We start from the raw sequence: 22,381 nt of genomic DNA on the forward strand, positions 1-22,381 counted from the left end.
ACCGCCGGCGCGAACACGCGCAATATCAGGCTCAACTATGACACAGCAAGCAATTGACCGCCATCAGCGGCACCACCGCGCTGACTTAGAGCTACGACACTCAAGGCAACCGGACCAGTCGTAGCGCCGCCGCGTACGCGTTCGGCCAGGGCAACCGGATGAGCAGCGCGACCGGCAAGGCGAGCTATGTGTATGATGGCTGGAGTCGCCGCGTGATTCACGGGACATGTGAACGACACCGACGCCGCGCTGATGTATATGCAGCAGCGTTATTATGATCCGGTGCTGGCCGACGCAAATAATGGTGTGAATTTTAATCGGCATATATTGATCCGGATGCGGGTCGTCATGTTTTCTCCGATCAAAAAATTTTAAATTCGACTATTATTAAAAAATGTTATTTAAGAACAAATATAGAGTTATGTTGCATGGTGAAAATCTTTGGATGACTTTCGGTGAAAATAAATGCATCGGTTTTTATGCGACGAGATATGTGAGAGGAATTGATTTTGAAGAGGCATCAAAAATTGCTATCGATTCGGTACAAAATGAACTGCAATTAAATTCTAATGTGTTAAATTCTAAAGAGAATCCAGTAATAGTGGTTGTTGAAGAAATATTTAAATTACCATATTTTAAAAAGCAATTGAGCCCGGGTGTAGGATTTACTTTTTACCTTGAAAATGATGCCTGAACGGCAGTCTATTTGTCCAGTTCCGTGCGATCATATTTCTCGTCGTAGCTGGCCTTTATTTTGGATAAGGCCATGCTGGAAGAATTGATCGCTGATTCATCGCGTTCAGCTAGCCCCCGCCTATCAACGGTAGTGCCACATGGCTCACGGGTGGGGCCTAGCCCTGTTTTGTTGATGGTTGTTCTGGGAATGTCATGAAGGAGTTATAGATGGATAGCAAGTTTGCAAAGCCTATCAATGACTATTTTCCTGAATTCGAGCGCCGGCGCAAAAGCGGAGAACTGCACTGATGCGCAGGCGCGGAATTCGTCTTCTCAATGTACAAGGGAAGATCAAGAGGTTGCGCGCTTGCGCCTCATCAGCCCTAGTAATCCCAATCCGAGACCGAACATCGCGTAAGTGGAAGGCTCCGGGACTGGAGTCGAAATTGGGTATGGTAGCGACGAACCGTACCACAGCGCGCCCGTCAAAATCGCGGGCTCATAGACTGAGTGGAGACTAAAGGTGACGGCAAGACTCTGTATCATGCCGTTCTCAGCTCTCGTCAACTCATATATGTGAAATGACCCTGTGGGGCCGGTTGATAGATTGATGCCTGGGTGGGTCAGATTTAAATACGGTCCGAGTGGATTGGAAGTTTCAGTGGTCGTGTTTACGTATTCGCCGGGCACCAATACACTTCCGTCGCCAGATGAGAAGCCTCCGCTCCACCATGCGGAGTATGCTTCGTCCGCGATCCAGTAGGCCCCGTCGAGCGATTGGCCCGTGTTCATGATCAAGTGCTGATTTGCAGAACTGAACCTCAGGAAATAGTAAACATCATTCGCTTCTGCATTGCCTAGGGGCTGGTAATGGACAGAAAGGAATGTTTCGGCGGCCGCTGGTGGGCCGAGCGATGAAAGCAGGAGAAGAACGGCGCCGAGCATCTTTTTGAACATGATTCATCCCTTGAGTTATATAAGACGGTTGAGAAAGCTCAAGCTTATACAGATGACCCAGTGTCGAGCTTGATGACCGTCACGCGCTGCGATGAAATCAAGGAGCCGCGCCTTGCGGCGCTCTAAGCGCACTGTTTTACGCATCGAAATGGTCTCTTGCTCGATCCGGCCTAGTCGATCACTCCAGGCTTGACTATAGTTCTTATCGTCTCTTCACCTTGATATCACCGAAAGGAGCGCGCATGAAAACGCGAGATGTCAGTATTGACGATCCCTTGGAGGACTTTTCCACGCGGCAGTTTGAATTTGAAGGCGCCAGCAAACGCGTGTTTGTGGCGGGTACCGGTCCCGCCGTCATCGTCATGCCGGAGGTTCCGGGCATTAGCCCTCAAGTCGCCCGCTTTGCCCGCTGGGTGCGGGATGCCGGCTTCCGCGTCTACATGCCCTCGCTGTTCGGCCGCGACGGCGTGGTGGTGTCGGCGGAGGAAGGCTATGACGTCTTCCAGCGTCTTTGCGTCAGTGCCGAATTCAATGCATTGGAGTCGGGCCGGTCCAGCAAGGTCACGACTTGGCTGCGGGCATTGGCGAAGCTCGCGCACGAGGAGTGCGGCGGGGTCGGCGTGGGGGCGGTTGGTATGTGCTTCACCGGAAATTTTGCATTGACGATGATGCTGGATGCGGCAGTAATCGCGCCGGTGCTTGGACAGCCGGCGTTGCCGTTGAACGATCCCGGCGGACTCGAAATTTCGTCCGAGGAGCTGACCCAGGTGCGCGCCAGGCTTGATCGCGAGAAGCTCAAGGTGATCGGCCTGCGCTTCCGCGATGATCCGTTTTGCACCGCAGCCAGGTTCGCTGCGTATCAGCAGGCGCTGGGCGAGCATTTCGAAGGGGTGGTGTTGCCGGACGAGGTGGCGAACAGGAACGTGTCGCCGTTCATGGCCCAGCACGTCCCTTCGCCGCACAGCGTGCTGACGCAGAGCCTGGTCGACAAGGAGGGGGAGCTGACGTTGAAAGTGCGCGACGACGTCATCCAATTTCTCAAGGATCGTCTTCAACCTTGATAAATTCGAGCGCCGCCAGTGCCGCCGTCGACACCACGCGGCGCCTGGCAGCGCTCCGGCTTTCGCTGCGTTTATACGCCCAGCAGCGACACCGACTTGGTGTTCAGGTACGACTCCAGCGCCTCCGGTCCGCCTTCCGAACCGTAGCCGGAGTCCTTGACGCCGCCGAACGGCATCTCGGCGCTCGGCGTGGCCGGCTGGTTCAGCCACAGCATGCCCACTTCGACGTTGTGCATCAGCTGGTGCGCGTTCTTGATCGAGCGGGTGAAGGCGTAACCGGCCAGCCCGAACGGCAGGCGGTTGGCCTCGGCGATCGCTTCGTCCAGCGTATCGAAACCGCGAATCGCGGCGATCGGGCCGAACGGCTCGTCGTTGAACACGCTGGCGTCGAGCGGCACGTCGGCCAGAATGGTCGGCGCGAAGAAGTAGCCCTCGGTGCCGACGCGCTGGCCGCCGGTGGCGACGTTGGCGCCCTTGGCGCGCGCATCCTCCACCACCTGGCTCATGGCGGCCACGCGGCGCGGATTCGCCAGCGGCCCCAGCGTGGTGCCGTCGGCCAGGCCGTCGCCGATCTTCAGCGACTCGGCGTGCGCCACCATGGCGCGGGTGAATTCTTCCTTGATGCTGTTGTGGACCAGGAAGCGGGTCGGCGAGATGCACACCTGGCCGGCGTTGCGGAACTTGGCGCCGCCGCTGGCCGCGACCGCCAGCGCGACGTCCGCGTCCTCGGCCACGATCACCGGTGCGTGGCCGCCCAGTTCCATCGTCACGCGTTTCATGTGCGCGCCGGCCAGCGCGGCCAGCTGCTTGCCGACCGGGGTTGAACCGGTGAAGGTGACCTTGCGGATCACCGGATGCGGAATCAGGTAGCTGGAGATCTGATGCGGATCGCCGAACACCAGGCCGACGGTGCCTGCCGGCACGCCGGCGTCGATGAAGCACTGGAACAGCGCGGCCGGCGATGCCGGGGTTTCCTCCGGCGCCTTGCACAGGAAGGAGCAGCCGGTGGTCAGCGCGGCGGCCAGCTTGCGTACCACCTGGTTGATCGGGAAATTCCACGGCGTGAAGGCGGCCACCGGACCGACCGGTTCCTTCAGCACCAGCTGCTGCGCGGCCGGATTGCGCGACGGCACGATGCGGCCGTAGACGCGCATGCCTTCGGCGGCGAACCAGTCGATGATGTCGGCGCCCGCCAGCGCTTCGGCGCGGGCCTGGGCCAGCGGCTTGCCTTGTTCCAGCGTCAGCAGGCGGGCGATGTCGTCGGCGCGCTCGCGCAGCAGGTTGGCGGCGCGGCGCATGATGGCGCCGCGCTCGAAGGCCGGCACCTTGCGCCAGGCGTCGAAGCCGCGCTGGGCGGCCGCCAGGGCGCGATCCAGGTCGGCGATGCCGGCGTGGGCGACGTTGCCGATCGGCTTGCCGGTGGCGGGGTTCAGCACCGGGATGGTCTTGCCGTCGGTGGCCTCGACCCATTCGTTGGCGATGAGGAGGCGGATGTCTGGGTAGCTGCTGGTGGTCATTGAGGGATCTCCGGTCATTAAGAAATATTGCGGTGTCAGCCCGCAGGCAACCGCTACTGTGCCAGAAATTCGCGAAACCGGTATGGTGGGCGCCAAGTTGCTGTTTATCAATTGCAAACATCGATGGAGCGTATACCATTGCCTAAAGGAACTTTCGTTGGGGAGCGCGGTCATGATACGAGCGGCGAGATGGCGTCAGCGCGGCATCGCGGCGGTCGAGTTGGCGGTGGTCTTGCCGCTGCTGGTGCTGATGCTGGCGTTTCCGGTCTACCTGGGCCGGGTGCTGTGGCACTATGCGGTGATCCAGCAGGCGGCGCAGGATGGCGCGCGCTATCTGTCCAAGGCGCCGCTGGCCGAGATGAGCAACCCGGCGCGCGCGGCGGCGGTGGCGTCGGTCGCCGAGCAGATCGTCGCGGCGGAGCTGGCCGAGCTGGCGCCGGGCAGCGTGCCGTATATCGTCTCGGTCATGTGCGACGGCAGGACGTGCGGCGGGATCGTCAAGCCTGCCAATGTCCGGGTCGGCGTCCAGGTCCTGATGCAGGACTTCTTCTTTCCCGGATACACGGTACTGACCTTGCCCTTGATCGCCGACGTCAATTACCCATATCTCGGTCGATAGAGGGTGCAATGAATGCGTGCTTTTTAGACTCGGGTCAAAATCGAGCGGCCGATGCCGTGGTATTCGAAACCCGCTTCAGCCATCAGGTCCGGCCGGAACAGATTGCGGCCGTCGAAGACGATGGCTTGCTTCAGCGCCAGCTTGATGCGCTCGAAGTCCGGGCTGCGGAAGGCTTTCCATTCGGTGACGATCACCAGCGCCTCGGCGTCGGTCAGCGCATCCATCGGGCTGACCGCGAAACGCACCCGCGCCATGTCGCCGGCGCTTAAGTCCAGCGCCAGCACGCGCCTCGCTTCCTTCATCGCCACCGGGTCGTAGACCGCGACGCTGGCGCCGTCGTCGAGCAATTGCTTGATCAGCACCCGCGCCGGCGCTTCGCGCATGTCGTCGGTGTTCGGCTTGAAGGCCAGGCCCCAGACGGCGAAATGCTTGCCGCGCAGATCGTGACCGAAGCGCTTGGCGATCTTTAGTCCCAGCACCAGCTTTTGCTTGTGGTTGACCTGTTCCACCGCGCGCAGGATCAGCAGCTCCTGGTCGTACTCGCGCGCGGTGCGTTCCAGCGCCTGCACGTCCTTCGGGAAGCAGGAACCGCCGTAGCCGGCGCCGGCGTACAGGAAGCTGTGGCCGATGCGCGGATCGGAGCCGATGCCGTAGCGTACCGCCTCGATGTCGGCGCCGACCTGGTCGGCCAGGTTGGCCAGCTCGTTCATGAAGGAGATGCGCGTCGCCAGCATCGCGTTGGCGGCGTACTTGGTGAACTCGGCCGAACGCACATCCATCCAGAAGGTGCGCTCGTGGTTGCGGTTGAACGGCGAGTACAGCTTCCTCATCAGGTTGCGCGCGCGTTCGCCCTCCGGCGTGGCGTCGCAGCCGATGACGATGCGGTCCGGGCGCATGAAGTCCTCCACCGCCGCGCCTTCCTTCAGGAATTCGGGATTCGAGACCACCGAGAAGGCGGCGCGTTCGCCGCGCGCGTCCAGCTCGGCCTGCACGCAGGCCTTGACGCGGTCCGCCGTGCCGACCGGGACGGTGGATTTGTCGACGATGACCTTGAAGCCGACCATGTGCCGGCCGATGTTGCGCGCGGCCGCCAGCACGTATTGCAGGTCGGCCGAGCCGTCCTCGTTCGGCGGCGTGCCGACGGCGATGAATTGCAGCTCTCCGTGCGCGACCGAGGCGACCACGTCCGTGGAGAAGTGCAGCCGGCCGGCGTCGCGGTTGCGCGCCACCACTTCCTCCAGTCCCGGTTCGTGGATCGGAATGGCGCCGCTGTTGAGCAGCTTGATTTTGAATTGATCGATGTCGAGGCAGACCACGTGGTTGCCCAATTCCGCCAGGCAGGCGCCCGTGACGAGGCCGACGTAGCCGGTGCCGATGATGGTGATGTTCATTTCGTCGATATATGTTTTCCGCGTACCGCTATGCTGCGACCCGAGGCGCAGGTGGGAACCGCCAACTTCCGCCTCGGCTGTAGCGTGCAGCGGGCGTAGTACAGAATACGCGCGCCGTCGCGCCGGCTTCTGATGATTGTCACTTTTTCATTAATTAGTTTATGCCAATTCCGCCGCGCCACGCGCCGTGGCACGTATTATGCAAACACATCCCACTCGCAGCGGCGGAGCACTTGATGAAGTTGAGCGATCTCCCGGACCATTACTATTTCGGCGAACCCGGCGCGACGCTGTTTCATGCGCCGTGCTGCAGCGACGACAAGGACGCCGACGACCCGCTGCTCATCCTGCTGCGCTGCCACGACACCATGGAGCCGTGCGAATATGTGCTGGCCGCCGCGCTGGTGGCCGAGGCCAGCGTCGACAAGATGCTGGCGCTGTTGCTGCCGACGTATGACATCGGGCCGGAGCCGGCCGGGCGCAAGATCGCCTTGCTCAAGGCGTTCCGGCTGATTCCCGAACACCTGCCCGAGGCCGCGCGGCTGCTGGACCAGGTCAGGGAGCAATTCGTCCGCCAGCGGACGGTGACCGGCTTCGCGCAACTGGCGCGCGCCTGTGCGCCCACCGTCCAGGAGCTCAACCGCTTTGGCGCGCGGCGCGGACTCAGCCATGCGCAGGACGGCGATCTGGCCGGCCTGTTCCACCAGGTGGCGGTGCTGGCGATCGGCGGCCTGCATCGGTATGTCGAGAACGTGCGGCGGTACGCGGCGCGGGCGCGCGCGCCGGAGGTCGCGCCAACCGAAGATCCTGATCCGCAGCAGACGCGTCGGCGCCTGGAGGCGATGCGGGCGCTGTATCGCGCCTTGTACCAGGGCGCGCCAGTGGGCTATTGCAGCATCGGCCCCGACGGCGTGGTGTTGCAGACCAATCCGGGCGCGACCGATTTGCTCGACGTACCGCACGAACATCTGCTCGGTTCCATGCTGACGCAGCATATCGCGCCCGCCGACCAGGACGCGGTGCGCCTGCTGAAGGAAAAAGCCCTGGCCGGCGAGCAGGCGCAGCGCTGCGACGTGCGGCTGGCGCGCGCCGGCGAGGCGCAGGCCTGGGCGAGGCTGAGCGCCAGCGTCGGCGTCGACGAGGCGGGCGCGCCGGTGATCCTGATGGCGCTGGAAGACATCAGCGCGCTCAAGCATACCCAGTACCAGCTGAAGGAAAGCGAATACCGCTGGAAATTCGCCATCGACGGCGCCGGCGATGGCTTGTGGGACTGGAATATCCAGGACCACACCTTGTTCCTCAGCGCGCGCTGGAAGCGCATGCTCGGCTACGACGCCGACGAGATCGGCGAGGGCGTCGATGCGTTCTGGGCGCTGGTCCATCCGGAGGACCGGGCGCATACCGCCGACGCCTTGCAAGCCCATCTGGCGGGCGCGACGCCGGTGTTCAACGTCGAGCACCGCTTGCGCCACAAGGACGGACGCTGGATCTGGATGCAGGACCGGGGCGCGGTGGTGGCGCGCAACGACGACGGCGCGACGGCGCGCATGATCGGCATCCACACCGATATCAGCGAGCGGCGCAAGGCGGCGCAATTGCTGCGCCAGCTGCATGCGCAGCTCGGCGAACTCAACCAGCATCAGGACATGGTCAAGGAGGACGAGCGCAAGCGCATCGCCCGCGAGATCCACGACGACCTGGGGCAAAACCTGCTGGCCCTGCGGCTGGACGTGGCGATGCTGCACAACCGCACCGCCGGCGGCCATCCGCGCCTGCACGACCGGACCACGGCGGTGCTGGACTGCATCGACCGCACCGTGCGCAGCGTGCGCAACATCATCAACAATCTGCGGCCGGCGGTGCTCGACCTCGGGCTGGAGGCGGCGTTCGACTGGCAGGTCAGGCAATTCGAGCGCAGCTCCGGCATCCGCTGCCGGCTGACCATCGACGGCGCCGGCGTGGGCCGCGACGAACGGCGCGACACCGCGCTGTTCCGGGTGCTGCAGGAATCGCTGACCAACGTCAGCCGGCATGCCCAGGCGACCCGGGTGACGGTGCGGCTGCGGATCGGCGAGGCCGCGATCCGGCTCGACGTCGAGGACAACGGCCGTGGCATGCAGGCCCTGCCGCGCAACGACGCCACCCGCTCCTACGGGCTGATGGGCGTGAAGGAGCGGGTCGAATCGTTCGGCGGCGACTTCCAGATCCACAGCCGGCCCGGGCGCGGCGTGCGGCTGTCGGTGACGATACCGGGGCCGGGCGCGCCGGGCGCGGCGGCCAGCGGCGCGCCCGGCGTCTGGGGCAACTTCTTCAAGCTGTTCGGCCTGGGGCCGGACGACTAGCCGGCCGGCGCCGCTAGCAGTGCGGGCAGGTGCGCACGCCGTTGCCGCCGTTGTGCTTGACGTCGTACATGGCGCGGTCGGCCTTGATCAGCAAGGTGCGCGCGTCGGCGCCGTCCTGCGGGTAGATGGCGACGCCGATGCTGGCGCTGACCTGGACCTTGTGGTGCTGCAGGATGAAGGGCCGGGCCAGCGCCGCCAGCAGCTTGTTGGCCAGCGACACCGCCATCAGCGCATCCGGCATCTCCTTCAGCAGCACGGCGAACTCGTCGCCGCCGCAGCGCGCGATCACGTCGCCGTTGCGCACCGCGCCGCGCAGGCGGTTGGCGACCGTTTCCAGCAGCAGGTCGCCGACATGGTGGCCCAGCGTGTCGTTGACCGGCTTGAAGTGGTCGAGATCGACGAACAAGGTCGCCAGCAATTGCTGGTTCAAGCCGGCCTGGACGATCGCCGCGCTCAGCTCGCGGCGGAATTTGGTGCGGTTCAGCAGTCCGGTCAGCTCGTCGTGATCGGCCAGGTGCTGGATGTGCTCGCTGCGCTGGCTGCGTTGGGTGACGTCGTGGCGGATCACGAAGAAATGCGTGATGACCCCATGCTCGTCGCACAGCGGCGTGATGATTTCCTCGACCGTGTACGGGGTGCCGTTGCGGTGCGCGTCGACCACCTCGTTGCGCAATTCATGGCCGCGCTGCACCGTGCGCCAGGCCTGGGCGTAATGCCCGGGGTCGCGTTTGCCGTCGCGCAGGATCGACGCGGGCATGCCCAGCAGCTCGCTTTCGGCGTAGCCGCTGAGGGCGACGAAGGCCTGGTTGACCCAGACGATCTGGCCGCGGTAGTCGGCGATGAAAGCGGGGCTGCCGGTGGTCGCCAGCGCCTTGGCCAGCAGCGGTTGCTGGGCCAGGCCCGGCATGACGGCGGCCGGCGGCGCGTCGGGTCTTGCGGGTTGGTCGGTCGACATCAGCATCTTACCTTTTCCTCGCCTGGGGTTGTGGGAGTGTCATCGTCGGCCGGCGGCGGCGCGCGCCAGCGCGGCCGCTGCGGCGGCCTGCCGCTGCGTTCGTCGGATACCGCCGCCGTCGGCTGGTAGCGGGTCAGCCGGTCGTAGATCGTCAATACCTTGGCCACCGCCTGCGCCACCTCGGCATCGCTCAAGCCATCCACCAGCAGCGCGATGCCGCCGGGGTTGCGCTCCCAGTCGTTGCCCAGCAGTTGGATCAGCGCGTCGAAATCGGCCCGCGCCTCGCGTGGAATTTCCTTGCGCTTCATGCCCAGCAGGGCGGGGCCGCAGGCCAGGGCCAGCCGTTGACGCTGCGGCCCGGGGCCGGTCAGCTGCGCCATCGCCTTGTTGAATTCGCGCCACGCGGCCGACATAGGGCTCCCTCAGGTTTGCCGGGCGCGGTGGCGCGGCAGGCGCTTGAGCGTCAGCAACGCTTCGGCGTCATGGATGCAGACGGTGCGCTGGCTCAAGCTGATCAGGCCGTCCTCCTCCAGCGACAGCAGGGCGCGGCTGACGGTTTCCTGCGCCATGCCCAGGTAGTTGCCGATGTCCGAACGCGGCATCGGCAGGTTGAACACGCTGCGCGCATAGCCCATGGCGGCAAAGCGGTCCGCCAGGTCCAGCAGGAAACGGCCCAGCCTGGCCTTGGTGGACAAGCCGCGGCGCATGTTCACCGACAGCTCGCGCGCCAGTTCGCCCGACATCGCATAATAAATGCCGCGGCTGAAGCCGGGACAGCAACGCCCCAGCATGCGGATGGTGGACATCGGCATGACGATCAGTTCGCTGTCGCACAGCGCCACCATCTCCACCATGTGCTGGCCGTAGGCGATGCCGTCGACCCCGACCAGCGAGCCCTTCATCGGAAAACCGACCACCTGTTCGCGGCCGTTGACATCGAGCACCACGGCTTTCAGCACCCCGGCCTTGACCGCATACAGCTGTTTGAACGGCTGGCCGGCGCGGTACAAGGTCTGGTCGCGGTGGACACGCACGTGGCGCAACCGTAAATGTTGGTGGTTTTGCAATTCGGCGGTGATGTCCAGCAACGTGCATAACTCGGCCAGCGTGGAGGATTGGGCCGCCACGGCGGGCACCGTCAGATCCAGCGCGTCGTCGTCGAAGACACCGCCGGCGCGGAGTGGAAGCTCTTGCATGTAAAACATAGTCGTCTCCTGATAAAGAACAAGCACAGTGCATTTTGCAATCGCAAAGAGCCGAAAAATAGATGACCATGGAACAGCCCGCTATTTCTCCTGACGCCTGAAAGATTTTTCTAGGGAATATGTTGATACGCGTAAATGTCAATAGGAGAGTGCTGAATCGCAAGTTAAGATTGATCCTAAAATAATATTTCTTCAACTCCTAAGTTGATGGTTTTCTGATATTGGTCACTTGCGCGCAAATATCTTCTTCAATATCGGCTTAAAAGCGACACAAGAGGGCGCCACGAGGGTGCGCCGGATGAAATTATTACTTGGAGGAATCTAAATGACGATCTTGTTCAGCTGTTCCGTCGACGACGGCCATCCTTCCGACTTGCGTTTGGCGCAACTGCTGGCGGCGTATGAGCTGAAGGCGACGTTTTATTTGCCTATCGCCAATATCGAAGGCCCGCCGGTGTTGCACGGTCCGCAGATCCGTGAATTGGGACAGGCGTTCGAGATCGGCTCGCACACCCACGATCATTGTTTTCTCAGCCTGCTCGGCGAGCGCCAGGCGCGTTTCCAGATAGAACGCGGCAAAAGCGTGCTGGAGAATCTGCTGGGACGCCAGGTGACCGGATTTTGCTATCCGGGCGGGCGCTACGGCGGCGTGCACGTGCGCCAGGTCGAGGCGGCCGGGTTTCGCTACGCGCGCACCACCCGCAACCTGTACCTGGAACCGGGACCGGGCCGCTTCGAGATGGCCACCACCTGCCAGTTCTACCCGCACGGCCGGGCGGTCTACCTGCGCAACTTCGTCCGCGGCGGCCAGTGGCTGAAGCGGCGCGCCTCGCTGCGGCGCGCGCTGCGCCACGACGGCTGGGGCGCGCGGCTGCATGCGATGCTGGACGGCGCGCTGCAGGACGGCGGAGTGTTCCATCTGTGGTTACATACTTTGGATATCGACCGGCTTGGCGCCTGGTCGGAACTCGACGCCTTTTTACGTCGCGTGGCGGCCTGCGTTCCGCCATCCCGGCGTCTCACCAACGGCCAATTGGCCGACCATTTTTTCCCGCCGGCTTGACCCGCAAAGCCTTTAAAACTTTTCCTCAAGGAATTAAATCCGTCCTTGACGGCCAATCGTGCGCGCCGCCGCAAATTTTTTTTTGCTCCTTAAAAATATCCCCGATTCAATACCTATGAACATTTGGAATTTGTTTATATTAAATTAATTTATTCATGTAGAAAAAGCTTCGGCGGACACGCGCTCATAGGTAAATAAACGTCGGAGCTATTGGAGAAAGGAATTTTTTATTTGGTTTGTTGCATCAAAAAAAGTAACATCTAGAACAATTTCTCCATGGAATTCAGATATTTTATTTGTATTGTAGTTTTTCCATGGAAATTTTACACTGTAAAGTTTCTCTTGTGGATATGAAATAACCTGACTTAACATTGCCGTAGAAAAAAAAGATCCAACGAGGTCTGCAAGGTTATTTATTCATTTCTACAAGGAACTTCACATGATGGATTTGTCATTATTGAACCGCTTCGGGATGCCTGCTTTATCGATGGCCGCGTTGGCCTCGCTGGCGGCCTGCGGCGGCGATAATCGCACTGCCGATATCGAAACGGCCAAGGCGCCACAATTGCTGGCGCAGACCGTTGTCAGCGGCGGTACCTCATTGAACGCGGCCACCTGCGGCTTTGCCGACGTGCAGGCGGCGGTGAAAAAAGCCACCACCGGCATGACGGTGCAAATTCCGGCCGGCAGCTGCAGCTGGGGCACCCAGCAGCTGAACGTGCCCGCCGGCGTCTACCTGAAGGGAGCAGGCCAGGACGCCACCGTGATCAGCCGGGTCGGCGCGGTCAGCCGCGAGACCTATCTGGTCGCCTATGATTGCTCCAACGGCAAGGTTGCCGATTTCTCCAACATGACCCTGGTCGGCAATGCCAACGGCACCATCCAGGATACCGGCCTCGGCCTGCTGAAGGGTTGCGCCGGTTTCAAGGTCACCGGGTCCACCTTCAAGAATTTCGTCCATGCGGCGGTGTATGTCGGCGACGCGCCGAACCAGCGCGGCGTGATCGCCAAGAACCGCTTCACCAATAACTACAGCGCCGCGCTGAAAGACCTCGGCTTCGGCGTGCTGGTCTCGGGCGGCGGCGCGTGGAACGCGCTGAGCCTGGGCAGCGTCAACGCCGTGTATGTCGAAGACAATAGTTTTTCGGGCAATCGTCAAAGCATTTCGTCCACAAATGGCGCAAGCTATGTGTTCCGCCACAATACCGTGACGGCGACCGACGCGACGAAAGACTTCTACATGACCGACGTCCAGGGCCTGAGCAGCGCCACGCACGGCACCCGCAGCTATGAAATCTATAGCAACACCTACCAGACCTCGGGCGTCAGCGGGCTGGCGCGCACCGCGATCGGTGTCGACGGCGGCGACGGCGTGATCTACAACAACACCGTTCCAGCCACCATCAGCCGCGGCGTCGAGCTCGACACCTCGGGCTTCAGCTGCGGTAAATATCCAGGCGCGGACCAGATCCGTTCGCTGTATATCTGGGGCAACAGCATCGGCAACACCAGCTACGCCGCCGGCGGCATCGCCAACAACTGCCCGGCCTCGGTGGCGCAGAACCGCGACTACTTCCTGAGCGCCAAGCCTGGCTACACCGCCTACGCCTATCCGCACCCGGCGCTGGCCACCGCCAGCCCTGGTCCGGGCACCACGCCGACCACGCCGACCGCGCCGGTCTGCGACTACCCGAACTGGGTCTGGGGCCGCAACTACGCCGAAGCCGCGATCGTCCGCTACGCCGACAACGGCAAGTTCTACAAGGCGACGCACGCCAATCCGGGTTGGGATCCGACCATCAGCACCTACTTCTGGAGCCCGTACACCTGCAGCGCCGGCACGCCGACCACGCCACCGACCACGCCGCCGACCACGCCGGTGCCGCCGACCACGCCGACCAATCCGCCGGTCGTGGCCGACCGTACCGCGAAGAGCTGCAACTTCGCCGACGTCAGCGCCGCCATCAACACCGCCAGCAAGGGCATGACGGTGGCGATCCCTGCCGGTGATTGCAACTGGGGCAGCCAGCAGCTGAACCTGCAGGCCGGCCTGCACCTGAAAGGCGCGGGCAAGGACAAGACCGTCATCCGCCGCGTCGGCTCGGTGCCGAACACCAGCTACCTGATCGCGATCGACTGCAGCAACGGCGCCGCCGCCGCGCTGTCAGGCATCACCATGATCGGCAACGGCAACGGTTCGATCCAGGACAAGGGTCTGGGCCTGCTGAACGGCTGCCGCGACTTCCGCGTCTTCGACTCGTCGTTCAAGAAATTCGTCTTCAGCGCCATCTATGTCGGCGATGCGGCGAACCAGCGTGGCGTCATTTATAACAATGACTTCATCGACAACTACAGCGCCGACCTGAAGAACCTGGGTTATGGCGTGGTGGTGTACGGCGGCGGCGCATGGCCTGCGCTGGACCTGGGCTCGGCCAACGCGGTCTATGTGGAAAACAACTCGTTCTCGGGCAACCGCCACAACATCGCGTCGAACAACGGTTCGGTCTATGTCTTCCGCTACAACAAGGTGGTCGGCACCGACGCCGCCAAGGACTATGCGATGACCGACGCCCACGGCGTATCGTCCTCGCCGCGTGGTTCGCGCAGCTATGAGATCTACAACAACGACTACTCGACGAATATCAGCGGCGGCCTGCAACGCTCCGCGATCGGTATCCGCGGCGGCGATGGCGTGATCTTCAACAATACGTCGACCCCGACCATCAGCCGCACCATCGAGCTGATGACCGAAGGCTTCAGCTGCGGCGCGTACGCCGGCCAGGACCAGATCCGTTCGCTGTACATCTGGAACAACTCGAGCAACGCGCAGAACGGCTACACCACCAACGGTATCGACAACGAATGCCCGTCGTCGATCGGCCTGAACCGCGATTACTTCCTCAGCGCGAAACCAGGCTACAAGCCGTACACCTATCCACACCCGCTGCGTTCCAGCTAACTAACGCTCGCGCCCATGGTCGCCCGGCATCCGCACCCGCGTACGCCGGTCGCCCATCAGGGCGCGCAGTTCCCCGATGCTGAGGGCGCTCACTTCGTGCATCCTCAGCAACATCGCCGCACCCACCCGGATCCGCTTATGGCGGATCTTGCTGATTGTGGGCGCCTCCACCGCCAGCGCGCGCGACAGCGCGGCATCGTTCTTCAGCCGCATTTTCTCCAGCAGCGCGTCGAGCAGCCGGTTCGGGTCGTATTCCGGCTCGTGTTCCGGTTCGGGCGGCGGGCTCATTTCGGCGCCGCCAGCCGCCCGGCGGCCATCTGGCGCAGCAGGCGCAGCACGAACAGGCTGTTGCCGACCAGATAGCGGCCCGCCAGCCGGCGCGGCTCCTTGCCCAGCCGATACAACCATTCCAGACCATGTTGCTGCCACCACAGCGGCGCCCGTTTCAGCGTGCCGGCGTGGTAATCGAAGGCGGCGCCGACCCCGATCAGCGGCGCGGCGACGCGGCCGCAATGGGCCGCCATCCAGCGCTCCTGCTTCGGACAGCCGAGTCCGACGAACACCAGGCCGGCGCCGCTGCCGTTGATGCGCGCGGTGTGCTCGTTGTCCTCCTCCGGGGTCAGCGGGCGGAACGGCGGCGACAGCGCGCCGGCCAGCCGCAGCCGCGGAAAGCGGCGCAGCGCCGCCGCCTCCAGCGCGGCCAGCGTGGCCGGCGAACCGCCGTAGAAATACACCGACAAGCCCACCTGTTCGGCCGCCGCCAGCGCGCGCCACATCAGGTCCGGGCCGTTGATCCGCTCCTGCGCCGCGCCGGTGAAGTGGCGCACCGCCCACGCCACCGGCGCGCCGTCCGGCGCCGCGATGTCGGCGTTGTTGACGATGCTCTCGAACAGCGGATCGGCGGCGGCGGTCACCGCCGAATGCACATTGCACAGACAGATGTAGCGGCTGTCGTGGCGCCGCCCCCAGTCCAGCAGGCGTTCCAGCGCCGCCTCCCAGGTCAGGCGGTCGATATGTGAGGACAAGACAAGCTGGCGGCTACGCATGATGGTCTCCCGATGACAACACATGTTGATAAATTGAATGCAACAGTTTGAAGTTGCGCTGCGGCGTGTACAGCGCCAGGTAGCGGGCGCGGGCGGCGCGGCCCATCGCCGCCATCGCCTCCGGGTGGCCGCGCGCCCAGGCGATCTTGCGCGCCAGGTCGGCGGCGTCGCCGGGCCGCACATGCAGGCCGGTGACGCCGTCCTCGATCAGCTCGCCGAGCCCGCCGTGGCCGCTGGCGATCACCGGCAGTCCGGCCGCGAACGATTCGATCGCCACCAGGCCGAAGGTTTCCAGGCAGGTGCTGGGCGCCACCAGGAAGCTGCTGGCGCGCATCAGCGCGCCGACCTGGGCCGGGCTGCGCGGTCCCAGGTAGCCGTCGCCGAAGGTGGTCCGCACCGACGCCGCCAGCGGCCCGTCGCCGACCACCCGCAGCGCGCCGGCGCGCTCGCCGAGCAGGGCGGCGGCGTCGATCAGCGCGGCCACGCCTTTTTCCGCCGACAGCCGGCCGACGAACAGGCCGCCGCTGCGCTTCAGCGGCGCCGCCTCGCCGCTGTCGGCGACGAAATTCGGCTTGACGTGGATGCGCTGCTCCGGCAGCCCGCCCAGGATGTACTGGGCCCGGCTGAAGCAGCTCAGCGCGATGTAGGCCTGCACCCGGCGCCGGTAGCTGCCGATGACGCGGTGCGCCACCAGCGCGGCGGCGGCGACGCCGGACTGCGCCGCCGAGCCGTGGTAGCAGCGCCGCGTCACCGCGCGCCATGGCAGCCGGCCGACGCAGTCGTGGCACGGCGCGCCGTCGCGCAGCAGCATCGCCTGCGGGCACAGCAGGCGGAAGTTGTGCAGCGTCTGCACCACCGGGATGTGGCGCGCCGCCGCCGTCCAGTACGGCGCCGCCGACACCAGCGGGAAGGTGTTGTGGAAGTGGATCAGGTCCGGCCGCTCGCGGTCGCACAGCGCGCCGATCTCGCGCGCGGCGCGCTGCGACCACACCGTCGACAGCGCCGCCAGCGCCGCCGGCATGCGCCGCAGCTCGTCGTTGCTGCGCTGGTAGACGCTGACCTCGACCCCGTTGGCGCGCAGCAGCGCGGTCTCGGCCTCGGCCACCACGTCCTCGCCGCCGCGCAGCTGGTAGCGGTTGTGCACGATCAGGACTTTCATGGCGCCGGCTCCTTGTGGGTGTTCATGCTCAGGCGCAGCGGCAGCAGCGGGTTGCCGGCCGCCGCCAGGTAGCGCTGCCCCAGCAGCCGCGACGCTTGCGTGTTCAGATGGTTGTCGTCCTTGTACAGCGCGGTGTTGCCGATCGAGGTCAGGCAGCGCCGCGCGTCGCACAGGATGCGTTTCGAATCGACCACGCGCACCTGCGGCATGGCGGCCTGCAGCGCGTCGATGGTGCGGTCCATCGAGCCCTGCGCGTCCAGCACCTCGGCCCAGGGGAAATCGCAGTCGCGCTCGGGCCCGACCCAGCCGCGGCGCTTGAACAGGATGCAGCGCGACAGGTCGGTGTGGGTCGACGGATTGTCCTTGAACACCACCAGCGTCGCGCCGGCCGCCTCGACCGCCTGCGCCGTGCGCCGCAGCCGGCGCGCGAACAGCGCCTCGTCGCCCTTGTAGGTCCAGCGCCCGGACACCATCACGTAGCGGTACTGGCCGGCCACCGCCAGCAGGTCGGCGTTGCGGCGCTGGCACGAGGTCGGCGCCTGGCCCGGCTCGGCCAGGTCGATCGGTTCGCAGCTGCCTTCGACGTGGAACACCGCGCGCAGCCCGGCCTGGCGCGCCAGCTGATCGACGAAGGGCTTGAAGTGCTGGGCGTGCGAGTCGCCGAACAGCAGCACCTCGGGCCGGGCGTCGCCGTCGCTGCCGAAGGCGCAGCGGCCGCGCAGGTAGGCCGGGGTGACGCCGACGTATTCGCCGGCGCGCAGCGCGCAGGCGCCGCCGAGGTCGCGCTCGTAGGAATAGCTGGCCAGCAGCTCGCGCGCGTCCGGCGAGAAGCGCCGCGGCGCGCCGTCGGTGGCGTACGAATACAGCCCGACCGCGAGGAAGAACGAGGCCGGCGCCACGTAGTAGCGCAGCGCGCTGGCGCGCAGCGGTTCGCGGCGCCGCCGCAGCGGCGTCTCGACGTAGCGCCACGACAGCCACGACACGGCGAAGATCGCGGCCAGCGCCGCCGCGCCGACGCCGGCGTCGAGCGGGATGCGGCGGTAGCGCAGGAAGGACAGCAGCGGCCAGTGCCACAGATACAGCGAATACGACATCAGACCGATGCCGGCCAGCGGCCGCCAGCCCAGCAGCGCCGACACCGGGTTGACGCGCGCGCCGCCGTACAGCAGCAGCGCCGCGCCGGCGCACGGGTACAGCGAATTGAGGCCGGGGTAGGGATGTTCGCGCTGCAGCAGCAGCATCGAGCCCACGGTCAGCGCCAGCCCGGCGAACGCCGCCGGCGCGGCCAGCTCGGCCAGCGGCGGACGGCGCCGCAACAGCCGCGCGGTCAGCGCGCCCAGCACCAGCTCGTGGGCGCGGTAGGGCAGCAGGAAGTAGCTGCCGACCTTGCCGGTCTGCCACTCGGACAGCGCCAGCGTCGCCACGCCGAGCAGCACCAGCACCAGATCCAGGTGGCGCCGCCAGTGGCGGTAGACCAGCATCAGCAGCAGCGGATAGCAGAAATAGAATTGCTCCTCGACCGACAGCGACCAGGTGTGCAGCAGCGGAAACTCCTCGGTGCGCTGGCCGAAGTAACCCCAGCTCAGCATCGAGAAAAACACATTCGAGACGAAGCCCCACGACGCCGCCAGCGAGGTGGTGTAGAACACGTAATCGTCCGGGATCAGCAACCAGCTGGCCACCGCCAGCGTGCAGGCCGCCACCAGCAGGTAGGCCGGCAGCAGGCGCTTGATGCGCTGGTGGTAGAACCCGGCCAGCCTGAATTCGCCGCGGTCCAGCGCGCGCGTGATCAGCTGGGTGATCAGGAAGCCGGAGATGACGAAGAAGGTGTCGACGCCGGCGAAGCCGCCCTGCAGCCAGCGCGGCGACAGGTGGAAGCCGATCACCGCCAGCACCGCCAGCGCGCGCAGGCCGTCGATGTCGGCGCGGTGGCGGCCGAAGTCAGGCTGGCGCATGGAAAGCCTCGCGCATCAGCGGCGCCGGCACCGCGCCGCGCGGCGGGGTGCGGCAGGCGCCGAGGAACAGCAGCGCCAGGAAGATCACCCACATCTGGCCGCGCGGCGACACGTAGGACGCCTCGGTCATGTTGTGCATCATGTAGGCCAGCACGAAGGGCACCGAGAAGCCGGCCACGCGCGGCGCCAGCAGCGAGCGCTGCAGGTGGCGCAGCGCCCAGGTCAGCATCAGCACCCCCAGCAGCAGCACCGCGACCACGCCGCCGTTGACCGCCAGGTCGAGCACGCCGTTGTGATAGCTGGAATACGGCATGCCGGCCGAGGCGATCAGGTAGGCGTGGTCGTCGAAGCCCCAGCCCAGCAGCGGCCGGGCGCGGATCGCCTGGTAGGCGTCGCGCCACACCGAATCGCGCCCGGTCAGCTGGCTGTCGCGGCCGAGCAGGTCGTACAGCCAGCTGAGGTCGATCGCGCTGGAGAGCAGCTTGAACAGCAGGAAGGCCATCACGCTGCCGGCCAGCACGGCCAGGTAGGTGTGGCGGCTGGCGCCGTGGCGGCGCAGGAAGCGCAGGCCGAGCAGTAGCAGCAGCGTCACCAGCGAGCAGACCTTGGAGGTGACGCTGTCGGCGCCGAACACGGCGGCCAGCGCCAGGCCGCAGCCGATCCAGTGCCAGCGCGCGTACGGCGGGCGCGGACCGGCCGCCAGCGCCGCCGCGTTGGCCCAGAAGGCGGTGAAGCCCAGCGCGCCCAGCGTGTTCGGGTGCACCGTCAGACCCTGCCAGCGGCCCTGCCAGTCGATGGCGTAGCCGGGCAGCAGCAGCACCGCCGCCACGTGCAGCCCCATGTTGGCGCCCAGCACCAGCCCCATTTCGCGCGGCAGGCTGGCCGGCTGGTGGCGGTAGTACAGCGCCGACGCCAGCGCCACCAGCAGCACGCCGTTGTTGTGCACCACGTTCATCATCACCTTTTCCGGCAGATAGGTCCACAGCGCGCTGGCCAGCAGCATCGCCATCAGCAGCAGCAGCGGCCAGCTGCGCCCCAGCACCGCCGTCACGCTGCGCGGCCGGCTCAGCAGCATGGCCGCCGACCAGCCGTACAGCCCGCCCAGCAACAGCATGTTGCCGACCGAGTTCAGGGTACTGGCGCTGGACGCCGCCGCCGCCGTCATCTCGGCCGCGTCGGACAGCGCCATCACCCGGGTCGGCTGCAGCGTGTAGCTGATCGGCATCCCCGAGCTGGCCATCAGGATCAGCAGCGGCCAGGCGCGCCAGGCGTCCGGGTGGCCGCGCTGGCTACGGAAGACGGCGTGCATGGTATTCCTCGTAGTCGCGGGAGACCAGGCTGCGCGACAGCTGGCCGGCGGCGCCGGCCAAGCGCAGCGTCAGGCCGACGAAGGCCGGATAGCTGGCCAGCCGCAGCGCCGGCGCCACCGCCAGCCCGAGCAGCAGCTGCAGCGATTTGCCGGCGAACCACAGCAGGCCGGCGCCGCGCGTGTAGCGCCGCACCACCACCCGGTAGTAGGTCTGCCCGCCACGGAAGGCGCGCCGCCGCGCCCAGCGCACCTGCAGCCGCGCCTCCGGCACCGGTTCGCTGGCGGCCGCCTCGTTGCACCACACCAGGCGCTTGCCGGCCAGATGCAGTCGGTAGAACCAGTCGGTGTCCTCGCCGCCGGTCAGCCCGAAGCTGGGATCGAACCACTGCGGATGCAGCGCCAGCACGCTGCGCCGCAGCAGCACGTTGCCGGCGCCGCCGTACGGCATCTCGGCGTCGGTGGCGCGGCTTGGCTTGCTGAAGCAGGCGTGCGCCCAGGCCGGCGCGTCGGCCGGCAGGATGCTGTCGACCGGGCCGAACACCAGGTCGGCGCCGGTGCGCTCGGCGCAGTCCAGCAGCGCCGCCAGCCAGCCCCGGCACGGCGTCTCGTCGTCGTCGATGAAGACGATGGCGTCGGCCTCGCACAGCTGCAGCGCGCGGTTGCGCGCCAGCGCGATGTTTTGTCGCGGCTCGATCTGGTACAGCACCGGCAGTCCGCTGTCGGCGGCGAATTCCTCGGCCGTGGGGCGGGCGGTGCCGGCCAGGTCGTTGTCGATGATGATTACGCGCAGCGTCGCGCCGCGCCTTTCCTGGCGCGCCAGCGCGTCCAGCAGCGCGGCCAGCATGGCCGGGCGGCGGAAGGTGGCGATGCAGATGTCAACGGTGTTCAGCGCGGGCGCCATGGCCGATCTCCTTCCACACAAGTAGGGCGAGCAGCATTTCGCCCGCCAGCACGCCGGCGATGGCGCCGGCTTCCTGATACTGCCGCATCAGCAGCACCGCCGCCGCCACCGCCAGCGCGGCGCTGGGCACGGTGATCAGCGTCAGCTGCTTGAACTTCAGCTGCATCTGCAGCAGCAGCGCGCCGCCGCTGCGTCCGACCTGGAACAGCAGCACCACGCACCACACCGCCACCAGCGCCGGCAGCGCCGGCAGGGTGTAGCCCAGCACCAGCGGCACCAGCCAGCCCAGGCAGGACAGCAGCACCAGCGCGTACAGCGCCGCCAGCAGCACCAGCGCGGCGGTGATCAGCGTCGACAGCCGCCGCATGCGGCGCGGATCGCTGCGCCGCAGCGACACCAGGCGCGGGATCACGATCTTGTTGATCGCCGGCAGCAGGAACGTGAACGGCGAGATGAACAGCCGGCTCAGGTTGGCCAGTCCGGCGCCGGCCGGCCCCAGCATCGCCGCCAGCGTGTAGGTCGCGCTCTGCGCCTGGATCCAGCTGATCGCCACCCCGCCCAGCGCCCAGCGGCCGTGGCGCCAGGCGGCGCGCCACTCGCCGGCCAGCGCGCGCGGCCGCTGGCGCAGCACCAGCGGCGCGCCGGCGCCGGCCAGCAGCGAGCCGAGCGCGGCGCCGGCGGCGTACAGCAGCAACACCCCGGCCGCGGTCGGCGTGTAGCCGCTCAGGTGCAGCGCCAGCAGCCCGCCGGCCAGCGTCGCCATCGCCGCGCCGTTGACCAGCAGCGCGGCGCGTTCCTCGTGGCGCACGTAGGCGTAGCTGATGAAGAACTCGGCGCACAGCAGCAGCGCCGCCGTCAGCGTCACCGGCGCCACCAGCGACAGGTAGGGCGAATCCAGCCACCACAGCCACAGCGCCGCCGCCAGCGCCGGCGGCACCAGCGCCAGGCCCAGCGCCATCACTCCGGCCAGCATGCTGCCGGCGTAGGCGGCGCGCGCCGCCGCCGGCTGGTCGGCCATGCCGACCGTCATCTGGGTCAGCAGCACCGCGTTGCCGACGCCGATGTACAGCATGCAGATGCCGTAGCAGATGCCGAACAGGCCGAACTGCTCCAGCGGCAGGTTGCGCGCCAGGTACAGCCCCACCAGGAAATTGCCGCCGCTGCTCAGCATCTGGTTGCCCAGGCTCAGCAGCAACGGCCGGCCGAGCGCCGCGAGCGCGCGCGCGCGCGGGGCGGCGTCGGTCATGGTCGGCACACGCATGCGCGC

The 22,381-nt window shown here is 65.8% G+C and carries 20 protein-coding genes; 7 read left to right on the plus strand and 13 right to left on the minus strand.

The window, feature by feature from the left end; translation table 11 throughout:
* Positions 1–228 precede the first annotated feature (228 nt).
* Both GW587_RS10840 and GW587_RS10845 read left to right on the plus strand, forming a co-directional pair.
* Positions 229–375, plus strand: coding sequence for a hypothetical protein (locus GW587_RS10840; RefSeq protein ID WP_166102240.1), 147 nt, complete (start codon positions 229–231; stop codon positions 373–375).
* A gap of 70 nt (positions 376–445) precedes the next feature.
* Positions 446–694 (plus strand): hypothetical protein, encoded by a 249-nt coding sequence (locus GW587_RS10845; RefSeq protein WP_166102243.1) that lies wholly within the window; start codon positions 446–448, stop codon positions 692–694.
* Between the two features lie 332 nt (positions 695–1,026).
* Here the strand turns inward: GW587_RS10845 and GW587_RS10850 are convergent, their stop codons facing one another.
* Positions 1,027–1,632: a PEP-CTERM sorting domain-containing protein gene (locus GW587_RS10850; RefSeq protein WP_207393429.1), complete on the minus strand. Its 606-nt coding sequence runs from the start codon at positions 1,630–1,632 to the stop codon at positions 1,027–1,029.
* Between the two features lie 242 nt (positions 1,633–1,874).
* Here GW587_RS10850 and GW587_RS10855 point away from each other — a divergent pair, with 242 nt between their 5' ends.
* Entirely contained in the window at positions 1,875–2,693 is an 819-nt protein-coding gene (locus GW587_RS10855) for a dienelactone hydrolase family protein (RefSeq protein WP_166102246.1), read from the plus strand.
* A gap of 71 nt (positions 2,694–2,764) precedes the next feature.
* Here GW587_RS10855 and GW587_RS10860 read toward each other — a convergent pair whose 3' ends face one another.
* Entirely contained in the window at positions 2,765–4,210 is a 1,446-nt protein-coding gene (locus GW587_RS10860; RefSeq protein WP_166102248.1) for an NAD-dependent succinate-semialdehyde dehydrogenase, read from the minus strand.
* 172 nt (positions 4,211–4,382) lie between these two features.
* On the opposite strand from GW587_RS10860, the gene GW587_RS10865 reads away from it, so the two are divergent.
* Positions 4,383–4,829 carry a TadE/TadG family type IV pilus assembly protein gene (locus GW587_RS10865; RefSeq protein WP_166102251.1) on the plus strand — a complete coding sequence of 149 codons (447 nt, stop codon included), beginning with the start codon at positions 4,383–4,385 and terminating at the stop codon, positions 4,827–4,829.
* A gap of 23 nt (positions 4,830–4,852) precedes the next feature.
* Here the strand turns inward: GW587_RS10865 and GW587_RS10870 are convergent, their stop codons facing one another.
* Positions 4,853–6,220, minus strand: a complete 1,368-nt coding sequence (locus GW587_RS10870) for a UDP-glucose dehydrogenase family protein (RefSeq protein WP_166102254.1) — start codon at positions 6,218–6,220, stop codon at positions 4,853–4,855.
* 236 nt (positions 6,221–6,456) lie between these two features.
* On the opposite strand from GW587_RS10870, the gene GW587_RS10875 reads away from it, so the two are divergent.
* Complete coding sequence (locus GW587_RS10875; RefSeq protein ID WP_166102256.1) at positions 6,457–8,562, plus strand: PAS domain-containing sensor histidine kinase; 2,106 nt, start codon at positions 6,457–6,459, stop codon at positions 8,560–8,562.
* Between the two features lie 13 nt (positions 8,563–8,575).
* On the opposite strand, the gene GW587_RS10880 is transcribed toward GW587_RS10875, so the two are convergent.
* From GW587_RS10880 to GW587_RS10890, 3 genes are read right to left on the minus strand one after another with little or no spacing between them, the layout of a single operon-like run.
* Positions 8,576–9,523: a sensor domain-containing diguanylate cyclase gene (locus GW587_RS10880; RefSeq protein ID WP_166102272.1), complete on the minus strand. Its 948-nt coding sequence runs from the start codon at positions 9,521–9,523 to the stop codon at positions 8,576–8,578.
* Positions 9,517–9,930: a hypothetical protein gene (locus GW587_RS10885; RefSeq protein WP_166102274.1), complete on the minus strand. Its 414-nt coding sequence runs from the start codon at positions 9,928–9,930 to the stop codon at positions 9,517–9,519. Before GW587_RS10885 ends, GW587_RS10880 begins: the two co-directional genes overlap by 7 nt.
* A gap of 9 nt (positions 9,931–9,939) precedes the next feature.
* Positions 9,940–10,722: a Crp/Fnr family transcriptional regulator gene (locus GW587_RS10890; protein WP_166102276.1), complete on the minus strand. Its 783-nt coding sequence runs from the start codon at positions 10,720–10,722 to the stop codon at positions 9,940–9,942.
* A 325-nt stretch (positions 10,723–11,047) separates the two neighbouring features.
* Between GW587_RS10890 and GW587_RS10895 the strand changes: the two genes are divergently transcribed.
* On the plus strand, positions 11,048–11,785 hold the full coding sequence (locus GW587_RS10895; RefSeq protein ID WP_166102279.1) for a polysaccharide deacetylase family protein: 738 nt from the start codon (positions 11,048–11,050) through the stop codon (positions 11,783–11,785).
* 439 nt (positions 11,786–12,224) lie between these two features.
* The gene (locus GW587_RS30980) at positions 12,225–14,744 is read left to right on the plus strand and encodes a hypothetical protein (RefSeq protein WP_207393430.1); all 2,520 of its coding nucleotides are present in this window, start codon (positions 12,225–12,227) and stop codon (positions 14,742–14,744) included.
* Here GW587_RS30980 and GW587_RS10905 read toward each other — a convergent pair whose 3' ends face one another.
* From GW587_RS10905 to GW587_RS10935, 7 genes are read right to left on the minus strand one after another with little or no spacing between them, the layout of a single operon-like run.
* Positions 14,745–15,032: a hypothetical protein gene (locus GW587_RS10905; RefSeq protein WP_166102281.1), complete on the minus strand. Its 288-nt coding sequence runs from the start codon at positions 15,030–15,032 to the stop codon at positions 14,745–14,747.
* A complete protein-coding gene (locus GW587_RS10910; RefSeq protein ID WP_166102284.1) occupies positions 15,029–15,790 on the minus strand; it encodes a WecB/TagA/CpsF family glycosyltransferase in 762 nt (253 codons plus the stop codon). The genes GW587_RS10905 and GW587_RS10910 overlap by 4 nt, the downstream gene beginning before the upstream one ends.
* Entirely contained in the window at positions 15,783–16,949 is a 1,167-nt protein-coding gene (locus GW587_RS10915; RefSeq protein WP_166102287.1) for a glycosyltransferase family 4 protein, read from the minus strand. Before GW587_RS10915 ends, GW587_RS10910 begins: the two co-directional genes overlap by 8 nt.
* The gene (locus GW587_RS10920; RefSeq protein ID WP_166102289.1) at positions 16,946–18,904 is read right to left on the minus strand and encodes an acyltransferase family protein; all 1,959 of its coding nucleotides are present in this window, start codon (positions 18,902–18,904) and stop codon (positions 16,946–16,948) included. The genes GW587_RS10915 and GW587_RS10920 overlap by 4 nt, the downstream gene beginning before the upstream one ends.
* Positions 18,891–20,213 carry an O-antigen ligase family protein gene (locus tag GW587_RS10925; protein ID WP_166102292.1) on the minus strand — a complete coding sequence of 441 codons (1,323 nt, stop codon included), beginning with the start codon at positions 20,211–20,213 and terminating at the stop codon, positions 18,891–18,893. The genes GW587_RS10920 and GW587_RS10925 overlap by 14 nt, the downstream gene beginning before the upstream one ends.
* On the minus strand, positions 20,194–21,114 hold the full coding sequence (locus GW587_RS10930; RefSeq protein ID WP_166102294.1) for a glycosyltransferase family 2 protein: 921 nt from the start codon (positions 21,112–21,114) through the stop codon (positions 20,194–20,196). Before GW587_RS10930 ends, GW587_RS10925 begins: the two co-directional genes overlap by 20 nt.
* Positions 21,089–22,375 carry a polysaccharide biosynthesis protein gene (locus tag GW587_RS10935; RefSeq protein ID WP_166102297.1) on the minus strand — a complete coding sequence of 429 codons (1,287 nt, stop codon included), beginning with the start codon at positions 22,373–22,375 and terminating at the stop codon, positions 21,089–21,091. Before GW587_RS10935 ends, GW587_RS10930 begins: the two co-directional genes overlap by 26 nt.
* Positions 22,376–22,381 lie beyond the last annotated feature (6 nt).

The organism is Duganella aceris, from assembly GCF_011090165.1.
GTDB lineage: Bacteria > Pseudomonadota > Gammaproteobacteria > Burkholderiales > Burkholderiaceae_D > Rugamonas > Rugamonas aceris.